This is a genomic window from Bifidobacterium sp. C0047B3 (assembly GCF_056590535.1).
In genome coordinates this window covers 68202-87334 of record NZ_JBWPWH010000001.1, presented here as the reverse complement: position 1 = coordinate 87334, position 19133 = coordinate 68202, and the positions used below count along the sequence as shown (strand labels likewise).

At 41.9% G+C, this 19133-nt stretch carries 13 protein-coding genes; 1 reads left to right on the top strand and 12 read right to left on the bottom strand.

All coding sequences use genetic code 11. From position 1 onward, the window contains the following. Nucleotides 1–42 precede the first annotated feature (42 nt). The 5 genes from AC1EKT_RS00245 to AC1EKT_RS00225 all read right to left on the bottom strand — a co-directional run bounded on the left by AC1EKT_RS00245 (nucleotide 43) and on the right by AC1EKT_RS00225 (nucleotide 8164). Complete coding sequence (locus tag AC1EKT_RS00245; RefSeq protein ID WP_415687826.1) at nucleotides 43–1839, bottom strand: D-alanyl-D-alanine carboxypeptidase; 1797 nt, start codon at nucleotides 1837–1839, stop codon at nucleotides 43–45. A 74-nt stretch (nucleotides 1840–1913) separates the two neighbouring features. Further along, on the bottom strand, nucleotides 1914–3569 hold the full coding sequence (locus AC1EKT_RS00240; protein ID WP_415687827.1) for a hypothetical protein: 1656 nt from the start codon (nucleotides 3567–3569) through the stop codon (nucleotides 1914–1916). A 14-nt stretch (nucleotides 3570–3583) separates the two neighbouring features. After that, nucleotides 3584–4489 carry an ABC transporter ATP-binding protein gene (locus AC1EKT_RS00235; RefSeq protein ID WP_415687828.1) on the bottom strand — a complete coding sequence of 302 codons (906 nt, stop codon included), beginning with the start codon at nucleotides 4487–4489 and terminating at the stop codon, nucleotides 3584–3586. Between the two features lie 862 nt (nucleotides 4490–5351). After that, nucleotides 5352–6578, bottom strand: a complete 1227-nt coding sequence (locus AC1EKT_RS00230) for a glycosyltransferase family 2 protein (RefSeq protein WP_391496485.1) — start codon at nucleotides 6576–6578, stop codon at nucleotides 5352–5354. Further along, entirely contained in the window at nucleotides 6575–8164 is a 1590-nt protein-coding gene (locus tag AC1EKT_RS00225; protein WP_481615838.1) for an AI-2E family transporter, read from the bottom strand. The genes AC1EKT_RS00230 and AC1EKT_RS00225 overlap by 4 nt, the downstream gene beginning before the upstream one ends. A 189-nt stretch (nucleotides 8165–8353) precedes the next feature. Here AC1EKT_RS00225 and glnA point away from each other — a divergent pair, with 189 nt between their 5' ends. Then, a complete protein-coding gene (gene glnA, locus AC1EKT_RS00220; protein ID WP_415683726.1) occupies nucleotides 8354–9790 on the top strand; it encodes a type I glutamate--ammonia ligase in 1437 nt (478 codons plus the stop codon). Nucleotides 9791–9855: 65 nt separating this feature from the next. Here glnA and AC1EKT_RS00215 read toward each other — a convergent pair whose 3' ends face one another. The 7 genes from AC1EKT_RS00215 to glmM all read right to left on the bottom strand — a co-directional run bounded on the left by AC1EKT_RS00215 (nucleotide 9856) and on the right by glmM (nucleotide 18846). Beyond that, a complete protein-coding gene (locus AC1EKT_RS00215; protein WP_481615837.1) occupies nucleotides 9856–10497 on the bottom strand; it encodes an ABC transporter ATP-binding protein in 642 nt (213 codons plus the stop codon). A gap of 121 nt (nucleotides 10498–10618) precedes the next feature. Beyond that, nucleotides 10619–11953, bottom strand: a complete 1335-nt coding sequence (locus AC1EKT_RS00210) for an ABC transporter permease (RefSeq protein WP_481615836.1) — start codon at nucleotides 11951–11953, stop codon at nucleotides 10619–10621. A gap of 74 nt (nucleotides 11954–12027) precedes the next feature. Continuing rightward, nucleotides 12028–13398, bottom strand: a complete 1371-nt coding sequence (locus AC1EKT_RS00205; RefSeq protein WP_481615835.1) for an ABC transporter permease — start codon at nucleotides 13396–13398, stop codon at nucleotides 12028–12030. A 227-nt stretch (nucleotides 13399–13625) separates the two neighbouring features. Beyond that, nucleotides 13626–15023 (bottom strand): zinc ribbon domain-containing protein, encoded by a 1398-nt coding sequence (locus AC1EKT_RS00200; RefSeq protein WP_481615834.1) that lies wholly within the window; start codon nucleotides 15021–15023, stop codon nucleotides 13626–13628. A 75-nt stretch (nucleotides 15024–15098) separates the two neighbouring features. Next, nucleotides 15099–16322: a hypothetical protein gene (locus tag AC1EKT_RS00195; RefSeq protein WP_415689517.1), complete on the bottom strand. Its 1224-nt coding sequence runs from the start codon at nucleotides 16320–16322 to the stop codon at nucleotides 15099–15101. Nucleotides 16323–16592: 270 nt separating this feature from the next. After that, nucleotides 16593–17246, bottom strand: a complete 654-nt coding sequence (locus tag AC1EKT_RS00190) for a peptide deformylase (protein ID WP_004127356.1) — start codon at nucleotides 17244–17246, stop codon at nucleotides 16593–16595. A gap of 175 nt (nucleotides 17247–17421) precedes the next feature. Next, nucleotides 17422–18846 (bottom strand): phosphoglucosamine mutase, encoded by a 1425-nt coding sequence (glmM, locus tag AC1EKT_RS00185; protein WP_481615833.1) that lies wholly within the window; start codon nucleotides 18844–18846, stop codon nucleotides 17422–17424. Nucleotides 18847–19133 lie beyond the last annotated feature (287 nt).

Below are 19133 nucleotides of genomic sequence, written 5' to 3'. Positions count from 1 at the left end.
TCTAGTGTAGCGCGCTAATAACGCTAAATTGCAACTCATAAATCATAGTTTTGGCAATTCTGCCATAAACTTATTAATCGCTACGAACGCTCCCCAAATATCAGCTGGCTGGTTCGCAACAACAGCGAAAGTTAGTACTCCACCACTTTTCCTAGATACATTACCAACCATAGAAGTAACTTCACTTAAAGAACCAGTCTTTACGCGAAGCATACCTGCAGAAGATTCATCCGCCAAACGCTTTCTTGCTGTTCCAACTAAACCAGGAAGAGACAATCCTTCAGCAGCTGCAGCACCTCCAGAATCGGCTTTAATATTAAGCACCTGTACTTGAGCTAGCGTTGTTGCGCGCAACCTTGATTTTGGAGACAAGCCTGAGCAATCAGACATGTGCAAACCGCGTATATCGATATTGAGCTTGCGCAATCCCTCTTTTACTGCCTGAACTGCACCTTCCGGAGAGTTGAATTTGTGAGTTGCAAGCGCAGTCAAACGACCAAACTCTTCCGCCAATGTGTTGTCTGAAATACGAAGCGTATATGCCATTATTTCGTTTAAAGGTGCAGAAGAAACTTGTGCAATTAAACGCGAATTAGATGATATTAACGATTTAGTTTCGCTCACCGGTATTACAAGATTTTCAGATTGTGCAGATTTATTTTCATTTTCAGAATCTTTGTTATTTTCAGAAGAATCATCTGCAGATGAGTCTGAACCGGAATTTTTTTCGTCAGAAGTGGTTTTATTAGAATAATTACTTATAACTATTCCTTGTTTGCTTAATAATTTAGCAAAAACACGACCAACACTTAAAGCAGGATGAGGATCAGAAAGCGGAAAATCTGTCATAGCGTCAGCGTCAACACCTTGCACTGAAAGGTCACGCTGACGAGCATCATCTATAGCCAAAGATGACGTTTGAGCATAAAAGCGTCGTTCAACATCTGTTTCATAAATCAAATCAGGAGCACGTTTTGCGCCAAACAATGAGTCATCAACAGCTAATGAAACTGTGTGAATATTTTCAAGTTTCAGCGCGTTGGCTGTTCTTCTCGCTAATGTTGTTAAGCCTGCTCTGCCATTAACATGGTTCCAATCGTTTTCTCCAACTCCAAGAAGCATGTCACCATTGCCGCGAAGCACAAGCTTTCTAGCATTCGTACTAGAAGCTCGCTCTGGCTCACCGCCTGTTTTCGGCAACAAAAATACTTGAGTATCAAGAGTTGAACCCATGTCGAGAGTGCGAGAAGCCACGCTAGCAGTTAAAGTTTTAAGCGTTGACGCTGGCTCTCTTAAAGCATTTGGCTCATGTGAAGCAACTACTCGCCCATTAGCATCCATAATTACTGCCGAAGTGCTGCTACTCATAGAAGCATCGGAAACCAACTCGTCAATAAGTTTTTGAGCTTGCGAATGATTTATTTCTTTACCATAAGTCACGCCTTTAGCTAGGGATTTAACTCGCAAAAGTGATTTAGGAGAAGAAACAGTTACAGCATAATGTTGGCTTCGCAACGTCAAAGGACCGGGAAGAATATCATATACGTCAAGCAAAAAATAAGTAAAAATAATTGCTGCACTAACTATAACTGCTATAAATGCAATAAGTAATCGCCAACGAGAAGGATATTGGCTTCTTAAAACCATAGCAGCGTATTTACTTTTCTTCTGTGTGCTACTTGGTTTAATCTCAATCTCACTGATTGGTTCAGATTCACTACTTGGTTTAGGTTCAATACTTGCTTTAGGCTCGATACTTTTGTTGGGTTCGCCGCTTTGCGTCGGCGTGCTCGCATTAGGAGTATTTAAGGCATCGTTTGAGCCTTTACTACTTTCCATGCGAGCACACCTTTAAATCGATTGCAAATACCGCGCTTAACTATACATTGCGCTTGCAACAAAGCGTGCGTAAGTTACGCAGTAATAGACGCGAATCTGCGCAAGTTTTCTACAATGCGAATCATGCGCTTGTCCATCACTTTGCCGCCAAGAATTACGCCAACAACCAGCACAACCAAGCCGTTTACTATGAACAGAATGCTTGCAATCCACAAAAGATTCGGGTTAATAGCCAAAAACGCCATAGCTGCAGCAATAGACGGAATCATGCATACTGCAGCAAGAAGCGTAAAACCTATTGGAGCAAAGGATCTAGCGCCTGCAGAACCTTGCGGCCTAGAAAATGGCTTTTCGATTGACGCTACAGGGTACATTGCAATGCACGAAGAAATTAAGCCAATGCCTATGGAAGCAAAAGCTATTCCAATTGGACAAAGAGTTTGGAATATAACTGCATTCACATTTTGCTGAACATTTACTACGAAGAAAAGGAAAACGTAAACCCCTACTCCAATAATCGCGAAATAAACAGCGCAAATCACTGACCAAACTATTGCGTTCGCTAAGCGATCGTGCACGCCTTTTACTCCAATAATCGCGTGCATAGTAAAAGCTGTGCCATCGTATGCAATATTGTTTCCAACAACCATGCCCATAAGCATCGCAGCATACATCATCCAGCCAGAAATACCTAAGTTATCTGTTAGAGACTCAAATCCTTTAGCATTAAAACTATTTCCTCCTGCGATTAGCAGCATAAAAAGCGGCATAAGAAGCAAAAATAGCTGACGCATATCTCTTCTCATAACGCTAACAATTCGCGCAATAATCGCACCGACTGTGTTGTCTGGAACAAGTGCAAACAAGCCGATTCCCTTAGTTTTAACAACTGTTTTTTGCTCACCGCGAATAAGCTTCGGCTCTAATTTTGCGCAAAATACAGAGATTGCAAAGCAAGCAGCAATCGTTACAACGCAAATAAAGAAGCGAATAACAAGCGAAAGCCAATTGCCATTAATTGCATCGAGCGGCAAGGCCATAGCTGCACTTAATGGCGTAAAAGCGGACGCAGCACAGAAACTTGAGCTGATTTCAATTGAGCTATTTGTGGCTTTGCTATTCGCACCCATACCAGAAACAAAAATCATGTACACTATAAAAATAACAACGTAAAAAATGTTTCTTGAACGCTTGTTTATTAAAATAGTATCTAAAAGCTCAATAAGCATTTTACTTAAAGACACGATTGTTGCAACATAAAGCGGAGCTGCAATTACGCTTACTAAAACCGGCACAATTCCAAAGTTTCGGTACGCTAAAGACCACAAAGCAAGTGCGATTGTGAAGCTTATTGAAAGCGCTCCAAAAAGAGAGCCAAGAAGCATACCTGCTTGCTGTTTTACGTAAGGAATGCCGTAAAGCGCAAAGCTACGCGATTTTAGTGTTGTGTCGCTGCCAAACATAAATATGTTTACAAACAACGTAAAAATTGACACAATCGACGCAACCATTATTGGAGCAACTTGGAATTCCCGCCATTCTTTAGCGTCTGCGAGTATTCCCGGATTAAGATAATTGCCTGTTTTCCAGCCTGCAAAACCAAAAGCGCATATGATTGCAAGTCCAAAAACAATTACTATAGCAAAACCAATTTTTTGCCAAATTGACTTTCGCATAACAGAAAAAGTAAGCGCCCAGCGAAGGCGAACCATTGTAAAAATCATAGACATTACGGTTCTCCTTTTTAAGCGTTGAGATTGGCGGAAGATGCAGGAGCATTATCAGATTTACCGCCATTAAGCCAGTCGATGCGTGCAGCCGCGTGACGTCCGCCAACAAGCTCCATAAAGCGATCTTCAAGATTCTTACCTTGAGCAACTTCTTCAAGAGAGCCAGCAGCCGCAACATGACCTTCGTTAATAATCGCCACGTGCGAGCACATTTTTTCGACTAATTCCATAACGTGCGAAGAAATAATTACCGTGCCGCCAGTAGAAACGTACTCTGCGAGAATATCCTTCAAATTCGCGCTAGAAACAGGGTCCACTGCCTCAAAAGGCTCGTCCAACACAAGCACGCGCGGGCTATGAATCATAGCTGTTGCAAGGCAAATCTTCTTAGTCATACCAGTTGAATAGTCAGAAACCATAGTATTTGCAGCTTCTGTTAAGTCGAATGCAGAAAGCAAGTCGGTCGCGCGACGAACAGCCTCAGCGCGGCTCATCTCGCGAAGCATGCCAGCGTAAGTTAAAAGCTGAAGGCCGGTAATCGTCTTAAAAATCTCGTCTGCTTGAGGCATTAAACCGATCGCGCGCTTAGCGCTATTTACGTCACTCCAGACGTCATTGCCAAAAATCGAAGCAGAACCAGAATCCGGCATAAGTAAGCCCGTAAGCATTTTAATCGTGGTAGTTTTACCAGCACCGTTCGGGCCTACTAATCCATAGAAAGAGCCTGCTGGAATATCTAAGGAAAGATTATCTACAGCAACTTTTTTGCCGAAAGTCTTAACAAATCCACGAATAGAAACTGCTGGAACATCTTCGTTAGTAGCGTCGTAAGTGTTTGCGCCAAAAACTGGAACGCTGCTAGCAAAAGTATTTCCGGACGGATACTCGGACGGATATTCAGACGGAATAGAATCTACCATAGAAACCTCGCAGTATACAGATAAACGCACGCATTGCGCTACATTAATTGCGCAATCGCACGTTTATATCAAGGCTTCTATTATCTCATACCCGCAATTTTTGCGCAATCGAAACGCCGGCACTATCCGCACACACCGCCTCAAACGCTAGATAAGTTCCCCGCGTTTGGAGCAAAACACAACAGATAAACCTCCAAAAGCGAGACAATCCCCCCACCCAATCACCAAAAACGGCAGAAACTTTACAACGCTGTAAAATAAAGGTCGGATACGCGCCTTAATCCGGCAGAAACTTTACGCGCGTGCGCAGTTTATGCCGCCTGCGCGCCTTAATCCGGCAGAAACTTTACATCCGTGTAAAGTAATGGTCGGCTACGCGCTAAAAAACGGCAGAAACTTTACGCGCGTGTAAAATAAAGGTCGTATTTCCCCAAACCTCCTGAAGCTTTGCACCAGTGCTTTGCTAACGTTGATTATTTATTGCTTAGTGAACTTTAGCATTAATGCTTTGCAAACATTGATTGCTTGTTGTCCAAAGAACACTAGCGTCATTGCTGCTGCAGACGCCACGCCAAACACCCCTACCACATCAAAAACAACCGTGGGTGAATTTACGAGTGAGGGGTGGGTGTTGCTTGGTCGAGCAATATAAAAGCGGAACGATAGTAATAATCTTGTTGATAAATACTATTTTTGCAGAAAAAGTAAGTAAAAAACTAAACTCAACTACGCAACCGCTAAGTCCAAATAAGGTATAAGAGCGGAGCGCTGCGAGACAAGTAACACCCACCACTCACAGCCACTTCAGAAACACGCCAGCCAAACACCAGCCCAAAACTCGCGCCACACTAAACACAAGCACTCAGCGACCGGTATGCTGAATCGGCTTCCACTCGCTCTTTGAGAAAATAGCTTGGAACGCAATAGGCACGTACGAAAGCATAAAAATCGGGAAGCTAAGAGCGTACGCAAACAGCTCCTTATTCGTTGCGCCAAGCTTATCGTGTTCGACCAAAATAGTGAGCGACACAAATATCATCATGCCTAAAACGCTTGTAACAGTAGTTGTAATGAAGTTAATCATTGAATAGATTTGACTCATCCATGTTACGAATCCAAATGCAGCAAAAATAAACCCAAGTATTATTCTTGCAACAGCCAAAACCATAAACGGGAAAAGCATAAGCGTAAAATCAACCGACGAAAAATCTCTTTCGCGAATACCGTGCCGAATAAGAGCTGCTCCATAGTAACGAAATACTTGCAAGAATCCCTTGCTCCAGCGAAGACGCTGCCTCCAACTCTGCCTAAACGACACAGGCTGTTCGTCATATAATACTGCAGAACCGCAATATCCAACTTTGTCTCCGTGAAGAATAGCGTCCATAGTAAATTCAAGATCCTCAGTAAGAAGATGGAATTTCCATCCGCTATTTCTGTGCATAATCTCACGCGAGAACATGAATCCAGTTCCACCAGCGTGGCAACTTGAACCGAATAGCATTCGAGAGTTGTTAGTAAATCGCGATTCTCGAATAAACCAAAGTGCAGAGCCGGAAGAAACCCAATTATCTGAAAGATTCACGGAATTGCGGTAGCTAGTTAAAATTTGATATCCTGCGTGGAAACCTTTATTCATTTCCTCAAAATAATGCGGATCAAGTTTATTGTCTGCATCGAAAACGAAGTATGCGTCATAAACTTTATCTGCACCAATTTTCATAATATGGTCGAGAAGATAGCTGAGCGCATAACCTTTACCAATATGCTCTTTATCGAAACGTTCGACTACGTTGCATCCACAATTGCGACCAACTTGTGCAGTAGAATCAGTGCAATTGTCTGCAACAAGCCAAATATCAATAAAATCTTGCCTATACGTTTGAGTTTGAATGCAATGAATAAGATTACCTATAACAGCTTCCTCATTACGCGCAGAAATAAGCACAGCATAATGCTTATCCATTGGCGCTTCAGGAAAAACAACAGGTTTAGCGAATAAAGATGCAACGGCACAAACACCTTGATACACAACACCGCTTATGCCAATAAGTATTACTAGTACATCAAATATTGATAGAAGAATCATCGCTTCCATCCGCTCCGTGGATTACTTTTTACGTTACTTTTACTATTTTTTGTATTTTTTGTATTGCTTACTATTTTAGACTCACCTACTTGCAATTTTGCTTTAGGAGAATCCTTATTTTCAGAATTTACTTTACGATTCGCAATATCTTTATTTACAGCATCTAATATTTCGCGCGAAATCGGCATTGTTTCCAATACGTCCGTTTGATCAGAATCATTAGAGGAAACTTTGCTGCTATTCGCATCGTCAGAGTCTGACACATAAGCTTGCTTATACCAATATAAAATATCTTCGTTCAAAGAAACGCGAGAGCTTGTGCCTTTCATTACGCGATGAACACTTTCGCTCATTGGATTCATGAACTTACGACCAATCGCTTCAACGCAACGAACAATAATAGAAGTATGATCAGGATGAGGATCGTTCATAAGCGGAGAAGAAACTAAACTATATTGCTTAGTGCATACTCTGAAAATCGCTTGCAAACTTGCAGTTACAGGCAAAGCCAAAAATGCTCCAAGAGCACCAAATACAGCGCCCATTACAAGAACTGAAATAAAAGCTACTGCAGGATTCAAATCCATAGTCTTTTCGGAAATCTTCGGCGAAATAACCATGTTTTCAATTTGTTGATAAATCGTAATAAAAATTAATGTTGCAACAGCTGCACCAAAACCATTGGAACCCCACGCAACCAAAATAGGCAAAGCTCCACCCAAATAGCCACCAATTGTAGGCACAAACTGCGAAACAATTCCGCAGAATAATGATAGCGGAAGCCAATACGGTATATTCATTGCAATAAGGAAAATTGCGGTACCTACTGCGTTAATCGCTGCCAAAATAATTCGCGAAAATAGGAAGCTCGAAATCTGCTCTTGAACAACTGACCAAATAAATAGGAAACGACGCTGAGATTGCGGATTCATCCAACGGCACATGCTACGACGCATAGCTGGACCTGCTGCAGAAATGTAATACGTAACCATAATAATGGTGAGCAAATCAAGCAGAACAGTCATCAATCCCCATGTTGTGTTAAGCGCTTGACCAGCAAAATCAACAACCCAAGATGTTTGCACATGCTTCAAAATTTCCATGCCAAGCTGCTCAATATTAGGCATTTTAAAACTGGTATAGTGAAACACAAAATTCGCAAATTGGTTGTATAAATCAGGCAAGCCCATAACCATTGAAACAACCTGCTGAGCAAATAAATTACCAAATAAAGCAAGTAGCAAACTAATTACAACAAGCAAACCAGTTAGCGTAAAGCCAGAAGCAACTCCTCGCCTCCAGCCGTGCTTAACTAGTCGAACGACAAGCGGTTCCATTGCGAGCGCAATAAAAACAGAAATCACAACATCAAAAACAATGAATGAAATACTATTCCAAGCGAACCATAAGAAGATAGACACAAAAGTAACAATTGCAACGTAAATAAGTGCACGCCCCAGCCAATCTGGCGGTCTTCTATCGTCGCCTTTGGCTGGAAAAAGTGAAGCTAAGTCTAGCTTATTTTCACTTCCCTTAATATCCTCATGCATTTCATATTCATGCATTTCTTGCTCTTGGTAATCCATAGACACTATTGTAACTGCGCGAACTGATGAATGCGAATTAGCGGCATGTAGTATTAACTATTCGCACCTAATTTACTACGCGTAACATTATGTAACACAAACTTAACGAGATATTCGAATCGCTGAAATCCAAAATGGCATTCATAGTCATAAACTCATTAATGGGTTTTTAAGAAAGGAATGGTGGCCATGACCACTTTGCAAACTAAAGAAGATGCCGCAGCCCTTATTGAAAAGGAAGGCATTGAATACGTATCCGTACGATTTACTGATTTGATTGGCGTTCAGCAGCACTTTACTGTTCCTGCTGACGAGTTCTTACACAGCGCTTTCACTGATGGAATGGCATTCGATGGTTCTTCTATGCAAGGCTTCCAGGCTATTAACGAATCAGATATGAAGCTTATTCCAGATGTTGACACTGCTTATGTTGATCCATTCCGTAAGCATAAGACTTTAAACGTTGCTTTCTCTATTGTTGATCCTGTAACAGATGAACCATATTCTAGGGATCCTCGTCAGGTCGCTATTAAAGCAGAGTCTTATTTGAAGTCCACTGGCATTGCTGACACTGCAAGCTTTGCTCCTGAAGCCGAGTTCTTCATTTTTGATAAGGTGCGTTTTGCTAATGACATGCAACGCTCCTTCTATGAGGTTGATTCTAACGAAGCTCCTTGGAATTCTGGAATCGACACTGAAGATGACGGCAGCAACAATATTGGTTTCAAGAACCGCGTAAAGCACGGCTACTTCCCTGTGCCACCAGTAGATCACAATCAGGATTTGCGCGATGACATGGTTTCAAATTTGCAAAAGGTCGGCTTGATTCTTGAGCGTTCTCACCACGAAGTTGGCGGTGCAGGTCAGCAGGAAATCAACTACCGTTACAATACGCTTGTTCACGCTGGCGACGATTTGATGAAGTACAAGTATGTGGTTCATGAAACTGCTGCTTTAGCTGGTAAGGCTGCAACATTTATGCCAAAGCCAATTGCTGGAGATAACGGCACCGGCATGCACTGCCATCAGTCGCTTTGGAAAGATGGCAAGCCATTGTTCTATGCGGAAACTGGCTACGCTCAGCTTTCTGATATTGCACGTTGGTATATTGGCGGTTTGATTAAGCACGCTTCTTCTGTTCTTGCATTTACGAATCCTTCGCTTAACTCTTACCACCGCTTAGTTCCAGGCTACGAAGCTCCAGTCAACTTGGTTTACTCTGCTCGTAACCGTTCTGCAGCTATTCGTATTCCTCTCGCTGGAGACGCTCCTGCAGCTAAGCGCATTGAGTTCCGCGCACCGGATCCTTCTTGCAACCCATTCTTAGCATTCTCCGCTCAGCTTATGGCAGGTTTGGATGGTGTTATTAACCATATTGAGCCTCCTGCACCTGTTGATAAAGATTTGTACGAGCTTCCTCCAGAGGAGCATGACGGCATTAAGCAGGTTCCTTCTTCGCTTGGTGAGGCTTTGCAAGCTTTGGAAGAAGATCACGACTTCCTTATGCAAGGCGACGTGTTTACTAGCGATTTGATTGAAACTTGGCTGAATTTGAAGCATGAGGAAATGGATATGGCTCGCTTGGCTCCAACGCCACTCGAGTACGAGCTTTATTTCCACATCTGATTTGTAGTTAAGTTATTCTAGCAATAAGCCGGCTCTACGATTTCGCGGGGCCGGCTTTTTTGCTTTCAAGCAGATTTTTGCGTTAGCTGTTTATTTTTTAGCACGTATTTTACATCAGCTTGAGAGGCGACCTTCGAATCATGAGTAACGACAATCACACATTTGCCGTGTTTGCTAGCAGCATTTTTTAATATTGCAATAACTTCTTTAGTTGTTGCAGGGTCAAGACTTCCAGTAGGCTCATCAGCTAAAATTACCGGCGCAGAAGATACCAAGGCTCGCCCAATTGCAACACGCTGCTGTTGACCACCAGAAAGTTTAGTAACGTTACGATTTGCTTCTTCTTCAGTTAACCCAAGATCTACTAACACTTGAGCATCCGCGCGCGAATTTACTAATCGCAAATTTTCTAACGGCGTCAAATAGTCAATAAGATTAAAATTCTGAAAAACAAGCGAGATATGCTTTCTGCGATGCTCAACATATCCTGTTTTCGCAATATTTTCACCGTTAAAAAGCACTTCGCCACTATACGGAGTATCTAATCCAGCTAAAAGTGAGAGCATAGTGGACTTTCCAGCTCCAGAAGCTCCCATAATACTGTACATTTTGCCAGTTTCGAACTCTGCATTCACGTCATTTAGTACCGCAATATTTGCAGGTCCGTAAGTGTACTTCACATTTTTTAATTGCAATAAAGCCGACATAATAAGCTCCTTATTTTTACATAATTTAAATATGATTTATACGATTTGTTTCCATTTATGCGATTGCGCTGTTTGTGATTGCGTTTTTAGTAGAAAATTCGCATACGCAACTACATTTCTGCTAACTCATAGCGCTTAGTATTTTCCGAGGCTTCTTTATTAAGATTGGCAGCACTGCAACAATCAACGCAACTATTGAAATAAACAAACCAATAACAAAAGAAGTAAACGTTTGTGTCAACGGCAATACTGCAACACCATCCGCAATAAATGACGAATTTGCACTATGCAAAATCGCAGAACCAATAACGCCAGAAAAAGCAGCACCCAATCCCAGCGAAATAACAAATGACACAATGTTAAGTATCACTATTTCAACAAGCAATTGACTAACTATTATTGCTCTAGATAATCCAATAGACATAAGTACGCCAATCTCGTGCATACGTCCTCTAACCCAGAACACTAATACAAGCCCAAGCACTAAAATTCCAACAAAACTTAGCGCAACAAAAATCATTCGCACAAGTTGTTGCACAGAATTAACCGAGCTTATTACATCAGACAGTTGCGAAGCGTTCTGCTCTACATCTGCCCACTTGCCGGCAATACTTTTAGCATCACGTATTGCGCTAGTTAATAAATCAGAACGCTCAACAGCACAGCGCAAAACACCTCGCTTAGAAGATCCAGCCAAAGACAACGCCGAACTTAAGTCAGTAAATATGCGATTTTCTGAAGTATCCGAGGGAAGAGCTCCCTTAGTTTGCAATTTGCCGGCAAAAATGCCAACAACGCGAACTTTTACATTAAACCCCTGCTTAAGAGTTATAGTAGAGCCAATTTTAAGATTATTCTTCTTAGCAAAATCACGATGCACTATTGCGCTACCCGCAGAACGATTAGTAATATGCTCACCCTGCTCTAAACGGTACAATCCTTCTTGAAAACCTTGAGATAATCGAGAATCTGTTGTGCCAGTAATTCCAGCAGCATGAGCCAAAACATCATCGTCTAGTCTTGGACCTTGCGAAGGAAGCAAAATTTGCTTCCCAACAGGCGTAGCTAAAACATCGCGCTCTTCCACTACAGTCTTTACGCCCGAAATCGCAGCAAATTTACGAATTTGACTAGAGTCAATCCCTTCATTTGCGTCCAAATCTTGCGGAATTACGGAATTAGGTACTTTAGTATCGGAATTAGTAGAAGAATTAGAATTTGCATTACTTTGCTCTGGAAGAGTTTCACCACGAGTTTTTGCTCGCACAGTAAAACCTAAACCAATACTTGATTGAAGACGATTTCTAGCATCATCAACAGAAGCACTAATACCAGCTTGTGAAACTAGCGCGCTTAAAACAAGAGTCATAATCAGCACAATTATTGCGTTACGTCGAGGTTTGCGCAATATTGCAAGTTTCGCTCGAGCACATAAAGAAATTACTTCACCATTCATAATGTTACTCACTAACTTTTCAAATAACTTTCATACGACGAATTATGAAAACTATGCCGCCAAACAGCATAGTTTTACTTTTGCAATCCGAGGAGCTCACGAGGAGGTTTGCATATCATTGGCAAATAAGACAACACTACTACAGCAACAACTACAGCGCATACTATTGCAGAAACTCCGACAAAACACTGAGCGTCTACTTGTACGCTAAGTGTTTCCAAAGTTTTTGTTGCCAAAGTTGATTCAAGATTTCCACCAGCTTGACCCATATTACTCAATTCACGGGCTGCTGATGATTGCACAGAGCCAAGGGCAGCATTAGCCATCAACGGAGCTATAACTTTTGCAGAAAGGTAACCCACAATTAACGAAGGTATTGAAATAAGCACAATCTCAGCAAGATATTGACCAACTATAGATAATTTGCCAGTGCCAATCGCAACAAACACACCAATTTCATTACGTCGCTCATTCATCCACAGCAAAAGCACTAATGCCAAAGCAATAATAGCAAATGATACAACAGCAATTGTTGTAACAGTCATTATTGAGCGCACTCCCTTTGCTGCTTTCAGCAAACCAGAAACAAACTGATCATCACGAGTTAGTTGATAGTTTTGCAAATCAATAGGCAATTTGGCAGCTTGCGCCATAATATTATCCGCATCCTCACCGCGCTTTACCCTAAAACTTGCGTCCTGATATATTTCTTTTCCTGGCTTATATTTATACAATTCGCGCGTAGTTTGCAAATCCGTATAAACCATATTGGCAGTCAGTTCCGCTCTAGTTGCAACTTGTCGCTTATTTGCCCCCGAATAAATTCCAACAATACGAGTTTTTACTGTTGCTGTTGATTGGTTAATATTGTCGGCATCGTAAGGGTTAGCGCGAAGTGTAAGAGTATCTCCTACATGTAATCCGTTAGCTTTAGCGAGATCTTCATGAATCAGTGATGCATGAACGTTGTTAGCAATAAGATGCTTGCCTTTAGATATAGTTATTGCTTTTGTTTTAAAAGTATTTAAACCAGTAGAGTCATTCGTCCCTTCAATATTAACGGCATTGCCAAACTGCTGTTCACGCTTATTGTCATACTCTTGTACGCCTGGAATCCTTGCCGCTTTAGCATTAACTAAATCTGCTGTTACATTTTGTCGAACAACGTAGGAAGCAATTCCATTTAACTTTGCAATTGCCTGTACATCTTTAGGTTTTACAGTTCCAGCTCCTCTAGGAGTTCCAGGGTTTATTTGAGGGTTATTTGCGAGCACAAAACTAGACTCTGCTTGCGCTTCAACTTTTTCTCCTTCTCTACCTGCAGCACTTGAAACTGCAGAAGTAGAAAATAACAATGTCGAAATAAGAAATACAATAATGAAAACTATTGCTGTTTTTATTCGTTTCCTCAGAATGTAGCGTATTGCACGAGAGATAAACGTCATCGACTACCTTTCTTCATTGAAAATTGCTGTATATCAACCTTTAAATATACGGACTACCAGTATAACATGTCAATACTGAAAAATGCGTTTAGTGTCATACTTTACAATGCGCAAATCTACCAGTGCATAAATCTACGCTATAAAAAATTTCCCTCCACAAAACAAATTGCGAAGGGAAACTTTATTTGTGTTTAATGCGCCTTTAAATTTTGCACATTTCGTTAGATTTAGTCTTGGTTAAAATCTATTACAAGCTTATTATTTTTAATACTAAACTTTCCATAAACATAACCACTATTGCTAGTATGATCGTCTCTCCATTCACTATCGTCATCATCATCGTCCTTCCAACGATAAGAGATATCTACACCAATCTCATCGCTCTGGAAAGTCCCTGACGACATGTCAACTTGATCCAACGTAGGAGTGCCATTAACACTACGCTTAATATTGTCATAGCTATAGCTTGTATAGTAATTAAAGCTTGCAAATCTACAACTTTCTGGAACATCGGCTTCAGTTGACGCTACACATTTATCGACATGCTTTTGAATAGCCTTAGTAAGCTCATCCTTTAATGTTTCTGTAGCTTCTAACTCTAAACTTGCAGATTCTGAACTATCTTTTCCACTAATTAACACATTCGTAGAATTTGTGGTCCATAGTTGTGAATTTTTTGCAGATTCAACGCGGTAAGACCCAGGATACGCAGGAAGCTTATATTCTGTAGTTGATGTGTATTCCGAATAACCGTAGTCTGAACTGTAGGTGTCACCGCTATATTTTGGCGATTTTTTGAGAGCAGACAAGTTTATTTCAGAATCATTAACTTTTATTTTATCAACTTCATTTGGCACAGTTATGTTGATGTGACCAAGCGGCGGATATTGAACTTTATAAGAGTCAAAGAATAGCCATTGTTTGCCAGCTGGCACAAGAGTTACTACCGTTGAGGCATCTCTATCTCCAACTTTGTAAGAAAGCTTAAATGAATTGTATGGGCCATTATCAACATTCATATAAGACATATGATTCTTGGAAGCTCTGCCTATTGCGCTTGTAAGTAGTGTACGATAATTTTCTGGAATTTTAGAAGAAGACCAATCTGTCATATTGTTAGCTTCATCAAAATTGCCTTCTTGCAAAGACTTCACATAACGTTGAATAGTTGCTTGTGGAGAATACACATTCTGTTGAATAACTGTATAACCTATACCAAGAACCACAATAATAATGCCAATTACAATAAGCATAATTTTTGTGCTGCGCTTCATCGGTGCGCTTTTAACAACATTACCTGCTGCGAAATTAGAATCAAAAGAATCAGGATTATAATATTCTGCAGGCTGATTTTGTGAATAATCTTGCTGATTATAATACTGCTGATTCTGATACCCCTGCTGCTCATAAGCATTTTGGTTGTTATAAGCAGGCTGAGGATAAGCTTGTGTGTTCTGTTGAATGAACTGCGTTTGTTGCACATCATTCATTTGATTTTGCTGATATTGATCATTTTGCATTGGCTGATAATTTGAATTAACTTGTTGCGGCACAAGACTCGCTCCACAAGATGAGCATACTATAGCTCCATAAGCATTTTGACTATTGCAATATGGACAATTCATACATTTCTCTCAATACGTTTTTAAAAAATACAAGGGAGCCTAGCTGGTTTCCCAACTAGGCTCAATTATTCTTAATTAAAAAATCTTAGGCAACGATGGTACATTTTTATATGCTGTCCAGAAACCTGACCATGCAGATGTCATAAAGCTCTTATCGATGGCCGATACAATGAACATTGCAATAACACCTACGAGGATGAAGATAACCCACATCCACTCACGATCAAGCTTGCCCTTATATCGTGCAGTCGCTAAGAAGGACACAGGCACCAAAATCAGCAGCACAAGGTAAAGAGCTTGCAAAGCAACAGATGGAATCTGCAATGCCAAAGAAGGATTATGGATGAACAAAGACGCATCTACAGAATCAAAGTTTATACTCATTGCCTGAGAATTGCCCGACATGTATTCATTCATGACATTAGATGCTTGCCCAGACATTAATCCAATTAAAGCAGTCCTAGATGGTGGAATAAATGCTAATACTGTAGCAACTATTTGCAAGCCAACAAGTGGAACAAGCTTTTGTGCAAAAAGAACGTGAAGCTGAGCTGGTGAAACCTCATCGCCAAACATCTTCATACCCAACAAAGCAACAGCGTAGACTGCGTATACAGTTAAGACACCAATAATAAACTTGTAAAGGAACACTGTAAACGGAACGCCTGGAGTCGTTGGAATGCTTGGTCCTCCAGAAGAAGTTGACAATGCATTTGCAAAACCGGTAACTTGCGATATCCATGCGTTAACAATAGTCATAGAAGACAAGTATCCTTGCAAACCGAACAGCAAGCCAGAAATAAGTGCTATCAATGCTGCGTAGAGGTTAGATACGCGATACTTCTGGGAAGGATTCTTAAGAGCAGTTACCAACCAACGGAAGAAGTTCATCATCTGTTCAGCATTAAGCTGGTTTGAAATTTGGCTGTAGTGCGAAACGCCTGGAGTATTTGGACGATTCTGCATGCCTGGCATTCCTGGCTGAGCTGGCATACCCTGCTGAGCATATGGATAGCCTGGACGTTGCATGTTTGGCATACCCTGCTGAGGCGCACCCTGATGAGGCATTCCTGGCTGAGGCATACTAGGACGCGCAAACTGAGGAGCATGCTGCGTAGCAGGCTGAGCAGGTGCTGGTTGAGCAGGTGCAGGCTGGGCTGGAGCATGTTGAACAGGTGCTTGCTGAGCTGGAGCAGGCTGAACAGGCGCTTGCTGAGCAGCCTCAAACTTGTTTCCACAGCCCTTGCAGAATTTCGCAGTATCAATATTCTGAGTACCGCATTGAGCGCAAACTTTCACTCGTCTCTCCTTTGTTAATGGAACAGATCCAATAAATTTGTTAACAGAGAAATGTTTAACAAACCACTTGCGCACAATTCTATTACTAAAAGCACACAAAACAAACTAATTATAACAAAAAAGTGCTTGTTCAAGGCAAAAAAATTCTATAAATACGACGTAAATCAGTAAAAAATACGACGTAAGAATAGAAAAACAAAAAAATATACTAAGTTTTTATTAATCAAAAGCAAAATTAAATTAAATTAATAAACAAATTTGCAATAAAACCTAGATAGCAAATCCCAAAGTACGAGCTGCAGCTACTGGAACTGCTTCATCTGCCCAATAATCCTCAAGATTCTCATCGGTGGAAAGCGAACGCATTTCTGCACGATCAATATAAAGTTCACCGCGAAGATGATCCGTTTCATGCTGGAAAATACGTGCAGGCCAGCCGTGCAAACGTTCGGAATGTTGTTTGCCGTCTTCATCTTGCCAAGTTGCCTGAACGTCAAGCCAACGCTGGCGAACAGCCTGATAGCCGGAAACGCTTAAGCAGCCTTCGTAAAAACTGCGGGTTTGAGTGCCAATCGGCTCGTAGTGAGGGTTAATAATAGCTCTAAACGGAAGCTCTGCAATGTCTCGAGGATCGTCTTCATCGTCACGAACATGATCTTCAATAACAGCAATCGCAAGACCTAAACCAATCTGCGGAGCAGCCAAACCTACGCCTGGAGCCTCCAGCATTGTGCTGTGCATTAACGAAATTAGCTTAGTAAGAGTTGCACGCGTAAGCTGGCCGTCATATGCCACAGTGCGCTGACGCAAAACAGGCTCACCAGCCTGCACAATCGGCAAAATACCGTCTTCTGTAGCAGAATCAAGCAAGCGCTCAACAGCGCGACTGAGCTTAGTATCAACACTTGCGTGATGCGTAAACATAGGACTCCTTTTCACCGTTTAAATAACGCGCATAGTAACGCGAAAATTACAAAATCTACATGCCGCGAGCAGAATTTGAAAGCCGCACTAAAGATACAAGTGTATCAAAATTATTTGCGCACTGCTAGAGCCGACTGAAATGTAAGCAAATAGCAGGCGCAAAAAATAAGCAAACTTATAACTTCAGATTATCGACCACAACTTGAGCAAGACGAGCGCAAACCTCATCTGCCTGAGTTTGAGTTGCAGCCTCGCACATAACGCGCACAAGCGGCTCTGTGCCACTAGGACGCAAAAGCACGCGACCTGTATCTCCAAGAAGCTTCGATTCTTTCTCAACAGCTGCAAGCACAGCTGCATTAGTTTTGGAAGCCATTTTATCTACATTTGGCACATTTACAAGAGCTTGCGGAAGCTGTGGGAAGTCTGCAGCCATTTGCGAAAGTTTCTTGCCTGAACGCACAACTTCACGGCACAAAGTCAAAGCAGTAAGCGTACCGTCACCGGTTGTAGCAAATTCGCGATTAATAACGTGACCAGACTGCTCGCCGCCGAGTGAATAATCATGCTTGAGCATTTCTTCAAGAACGTAGCGATCGCCAACGTTTGTTTGCACTGTTGAAATGCCCATATCCTTAAGCGCAAGCTTTAAGCCAAGATTGCTCATAACTGTAACTACAAGAGTGTCATGATTGAGCTTGCCTTCAGCCTTTTTAGCGCGAGCAAGAATACCCATAATTTGATCGCCATTAACCATATTGCCGTTTTCATCGACAGCCAAGCAGCGGTCTGCGTCGCCATCAAACGCAACACCTAAATCAGCCTTTGAAGCTTTAACCATAGCTTGTAACTGCTCAGGATGAGTCGAGCCAGCATGATCGTTAATGTTGTAGCCGTCAGGAGATGCGTTAATAACTACAACTTCTGCACCAGCGCGGCGAAGAGCCTCAGGAGCTACAACGGAAGTAGCACCATTCGCGCAATCTGCTACAACACGCAAACCTGCAAGCGGCTTTGGACGCGTAGTAGAAGCGTTACTTAAAGGCGCAACAGCAGAAACTAAATGATCAATATAAAGGTTTGTTGCTGTAGTAGTATCATGGCTGACTCGACCTACACCAGCACCAGTTGGACGCTCCCAATCTTGACCAAGCACAGCTTCAATCTCATCTTCCTTGCTATCTGGAAGCTTAAAGCCTCCGCGCGCAAAGAATTTAATGCCGTTATCTGGCATAGGATTATGCGATGCAGAAATAACAGCACCCATTTCAACGTTAAGCACGGAAGTAAGGAAAGCAACGCCAGGAGTTGGGATAATTCCAGCATCGATAACATCAAAACCGCCAGCACTCATGCCAGCAGCGAGAGCAGAAGCTAGAAAATCGCCAGAAACGCGGGTATCTCTACCAATAAGCGCGCGACGACGAGCGTGAGCGGAACGAGAAGAACTATTTGATTGCGCTTCTTCTGCAGCAGACGCAACCGCGCTTTTATCTCCCAAAACGCGCACTGCAGCGTCACCTAAATCTAACGCAAGTTGCGCTGTTAAATCTCGATTCGCTAATCCACGCACACCATCAGTACCAAACATTCTTGGCATAATAAAGCCTCTTTCGCAAAAATCACTTCATCTTGCGCGCAAGCAAACAACATCGCATACTAGCGCGTCACACACTGTTTGCCATCTTACTCGTAGCATTACATAACGCGCTAGCGCTTTGAACGAGCTAACCAATGAGAGTTAAACCACCAAACAAAGACCCTAGTGCAGTACGTTTTCTGCACTAGTGTCTCATTCTGACTGTTTTGAGACACTGCCGCAGATTAGCAACTGCACTAGTGTCTCATTCTGACTGCTTTGAGACACTGCCGCAGAAAACGTACTGC

Coding starts and splice junctions, on each gene's coding strand:
- AC1EKT_RS00245 (WP_415687826.1), bottom strand. CDS start 1,839: ATGGAAAGTAGTAAAGGCTCAAACGATGCCTTAAATACTCCTAATGCG.
- AC1EKT_RS00240 (WP_415687827.1), bottom strand. CDS start 3,569: ATGTCTATGATTTTTACAATGGTTCGCCTTCGCTGGGCGCTTACTTTT.
- AC1EKT_RS00235 (WP_415687828.1), bottom strand. CDS start 4,489: ATGGTAGATTCTATTCCGTCTGAATATCCGTCCGAGTATCCGTCCGGA.
- AC1EKT_RS00230 (WP_391496485.1), bottom strand. CDS start 6,578: ATGATTCTTCTATCAATATTTGATGTACTAGTAATACTTATTGGCATA.
- AC1EKT_RS00225 (WP_481615838.1), bottom strand. CDS start 8,164: ATGGATTACCAAGAGCAAGAAATGCATGAATATGAAATGCATGAGGAT.
- glnA (WP_415683726.1), top strand. CDS start 8,354: ATGACCACTTTGCAAACTAAAGAAGATGCCGCAGCCCTTATTGAAAAG.
- AC1EKT_RS00215 (WP_481615837.1), bottom strand. CDS start 10,497: ATGTCGGCTTTATTGCAATTAAAAAATGTGAAGTACACTTACGGACCT.
- AC1EKT_RS00210 (WP_481615836.1), bottom strand. CDS start 11,953: ATGAATGGTGAAGTAATTTCTTTATGTGCTCGAGCGAAACTTGCAATA.
- AC1EKT_RS00205 (WP_481615835.1), bottom strand. CDS start 13,398: ATGACGTTTATCTCTCGTGCAATACGCTACATTCTGAGGAAACGAATA.
- AC1EKT_RS00200 (WP_481615834.1), bottom strand. CDS start 15,023: ATGAATTGTCCATATTGCAATAGTCAAAATGCTTATGGAGCTATAGTA.
- AC1EKT_RS00190 (WP_004127356.1), bottom strand. CDS start 17,246: ATGTTTACGCATCACGCAAGTGTTGATACTAAGCTCAGTCGCGCTGTT.
- glmM (WP_481615833.1), bottom strand. CDS start 18,846: ATGCCAAGAATGTTTGGTACTGATGGTGTGCGTGGATTAGCGAATCGA.